We start from the raw sequence: 3468 nt of genomic DNA, 5'->3' as shown, positions 1-3468 counted from the left end.
CTGTCGCCCTTTGTCATGAATGATCGCTCACGTATGGAAGATGGTTCGATGGCGGGATATCACGGCGCTGCTACAAAGACCGCTCACAACCGCAGTTGGAGGTGGTTAAACATCAGATCGAATGCCTACTATATTTCGGCCCTCGTGGACGGCCCAATCCTGCCGTTCGACCTTAGTCCTGAATTCTGCGGTTGCAGCCCGCTTTCCGGACATTCGCCGCAAGCGCGAACTCCGGGCCTCGTCGAACTCACAGATTGCGGACAAAACCGCCGTTTGGATCGCCGATATGCAAGTCAGCTTCACCGCAGTTTGCAGGCTTTCGAGGCGAATTGCTCGCAAGGTGCACGTTGGGAATGCTCAACTTATTGATAATGTTGACAGATTGATCCACTCCTCCACGGCGTAGGCTTAAAGTTTCTCGGGCTTCCAATCTCTGAAGCGGGCGCGACCGAGATCGGACGTCCACCACGGCCAAAAAAAACTGACGGAAGAGCCAACTGGGGACAGCAAGTTGCCGTTGAACTCATACGCTTCAGCGGCTGATTAGAGACTTTACTTGGCGCCGCTGTCTCAGGGTTCGCTGCCAACATCCAAGCCCATCATATTAATCAGCTTAGTGCCGATGTCGCTGGCAATGGCACTGGGCCGCTCAATCAGGCCCACTATCGTGGGCGTTTGCGGTAAACACGAACTCAAAAGGACTCATTGAAGGGGACATGAATAGCATGTCGCCACGGTGAGGGGGCGAGAATAAAACTCCCTCAAGATGGTTAAGCGCCATTTCGCGGATTTGCGAACCCGAAACCAAAGCCACGCGAAGAACCGGGCAAGCGCCTCTTGCTGTCAGCGCAAACAAACTGTTCTTGGTCCAGCCAAAGCTGTCCGCATAAGGTCGAATCCACCCTTTACGCGCGATCTTTAGCCGTCGGCTCAGCGGATACGGTTAAACCGCCGATGCGAATGGCTACCTCGGTCCTCTCAATCCGGCTCTGCCCAATCGCAAACTGTCCGCCATCAGCACCCATGGAACAGACTAGGTTGATTGCGTAGCGGAGGATTTCAGGCTCATCGTAACCATCAGAGAGTGGAGATGAGAATGAAATCCGGGAAACAGAAAGCGTCAGCAGAGAGAGTTGTCAAAGACATCCGCAGGAAGACACGGCGCCAGCATTCGGCAGAGGAGAAGATCCGTATTGTGTTGGATGGGCTTCGTGGTGAAGACAGCATAGCGGAGCTGTGTCGCCGTGAAGGAATAGCTACGAGCCTGTATTACAGCTGGTCGAAAGAGTTCCTTGAGGCCGGTAAGAAGCGGTTGGCTGGCGATACCGCACGCCAGGCTACCAGCTCTGAGGTGAAGGATTTGAGAGCGGAATCGTCGGCGCTGAAAGAGGTAGTCGCCGACCTGACCCTTGAGAACCGGCTGCTCAAAAAAAGCATGTTCGAGGATGGGGGAGACGACGAATGAGATATCCCGCATCCGAAAAGCTTGAGATCATCCGGCTGGTTGACGGTTCGCACCTGCCGATCAAACGCACACTGGAAAAGCTCGGCATTCCCAGAACGACCTTCTACCGCTGGTACGACAGGTATCTGTCTTTCGGCGAGGCCGGGCTTGAGGATCGCCATTCCCGGCCAGGTAGGGTTTGGAACCGCATCCCCGACAAGGTGCGCAAGCAGATCGTGGAACTGGCTCTGGAAGAACCCGAGTTATCGCCCCGCGAGCTTGCGGTGCGGTTCACCGACACCAGGCGCTACTTCGTTTCTGAGGCCAGTGTTTACAGGCTTCTGAAGGCACAAGATCTGATCACTAGCCCAGCCTGCATCACCATCAAAGCGGCGGATGAATTCCATGAGAAGACTGTGCGGCCGAACCAGCTTTGGCAGACCGACTTCACCTATCTCAAAGTCATCGGTTGGGGCTGGTTCTACCTGTCTACGATCCTGGATGATTACAGCCGTTACGTTGTCTCTTGGCGCCTTTGCACCACGATGAAAGCTGACGATGTCACAGGAACGCTGGAAGACGCTTTGGCTGCATCAGGTTGTGACAGTGTCACCGTTGCCCACAAGCCCCGGCTGCTCAGCGACAACGGCAGCAGTTACATCTCTGGCGAGTTGGCGAAATGGCTGGATGAGCAGGGTATGGATCATGTTCGGGGAGCGCCCAACCATCCGCAGACCCAGGGCAAGATTGAGCGATGGCATCAGACGATGAAGAACCGTGTCCTGCTGGAAAACTACTATCTGCCAGGAGCGCTCGAACAGGCCATCGGCGACTTCATCAATCACTACAACCACAACCGATACCACGAGAGCATCAGCAATCTGACACCCGCCGATGTCTATTTCGGTCGAGCCGAAACAATCCTCAGACGCAGAAAGGAAATCAAACACCAGACAATCCAGAAACGCCGCTTGCTGCATCATCAGAACGCGGCGTAGATTGAAACTGCGGCGAGCCTGATCCTCCTAAGCCAATCAAACGCTCGTGTTCCAAATCATTCGATGACGGACACCGGAACAAGTATCCACCTCTGGGCCTGATGAAAATTGCACAATATCATGGCCCTCAGGGTAAAAAGGACCATGTTCGTTTTGTGAAGGGTGAAGACCCTTCCGCTTACGAGTGCGCTTGGGACCGCGTGTACATTACAACTCTTTTTTCATTTGAATGGGAGCGGACAGCGCGGAGTATAGACTACGCTCTTGATTTGGTGGGCGGTCAAGCTCATCGAGTGTTTGTCGGTGGCATTGCCGCTTCACTCATGCATGGCAAGTACATATCGGAACCCAAGTGGCGAGGCGTTCGATTCATCAAAGGACTGCTTGGTGACGCCCCTGCCATTTCCCTGGAACTCGACCCATTTGACGACGAGCTTTACGCGGATGATGTGAACGGAAAGCCCATCGAAGACCTTGTTCCAGATTATAGCATCCTTAAGCAAATCGAATACGAGTACCCCGTCTTCGATGCGTATTTTACGTATGCATCGCGTGGCTGCGTTAGAAAATGCGCCTTTTGTGGAGTACCAACGCTTGAAGGCATGCAGCGCGATACAAACTCTCTAACCTCGGTGGTTGAAGGAGTGAGTACGCTCTATGGTGAAAAGCGCGACTTGATCCTGATGGACAATAATGTCGTCGCTTCGGCAAACTTCAAAGAGATCATAGCGGAGATTATTGATCTGGGATTTGAGCGTGGAGCGAAATTGAAACGCGGGCGTTATGAGCTGCAGAGGCGCGTTGATTTCAATCAGGGTGTGGATGCCCGTATCCTTTGTAAGGATCCAATGTATTTGCAGCAGTTGTCTCGAATTGCGCTTAAGCCTTTGCGCATCGCGTTTGATCACTTGGGCGTAAGAAAACCGTACTCTCAAGCGATCCGTTATTCGGCAGATGCGGGAATTACTGAACTGTCAAATTACATGCTTTATAATTTCAAGGACAGCCCGCAAGACCTGTTTGAAC

At 53.2% G+C, this 3468-nt stretch carries 3 protein-coding genes; all 3 read left to right on the top strand.

Features of this window, described 5'->3' with window-relative positions; translation table 11 throughout:
- The coding region (locus ACR0C6_RS20935) for a hypothetical protein (protein WP_480621018.1) at positions 1 to 369 on the top strand (369 nt) is incomplete at its 5' end.
- 721 nt (positions 370 to 1090) lie between these two features.
- A protein-coding gene (locus ACR0C6_RS20930) for an IS3 family transposase (RefSeq protein WP_170717543.1) occupies positions 1091 to 2442 on the top strand; the annotation gives its coding sequence in 2 pieces (ribosomal slippage) (positions 1091 to 1427 and positions 1427 to 2442; 1353 coding nt in all).
- A 101-nt stretch (positions 2443 to 2543) separates the two neighbouring features.
- On the top strand, positions 2544 to 3468 hold a 925-nt coding region (locus ACR0C6_RS20925), incomplete at its 3' end, for a radical SAM protein (protein WP_480621016.1).

The sequence above is a fragment of the Ruegeria sp. AL12 genome, from assembly GCF_056540885.1.
The sequence above is the reverse complement of the archived record's forward strand: the minus strand, read 5'-3'. Positions and strand labels throughout refer to the sequence as shown.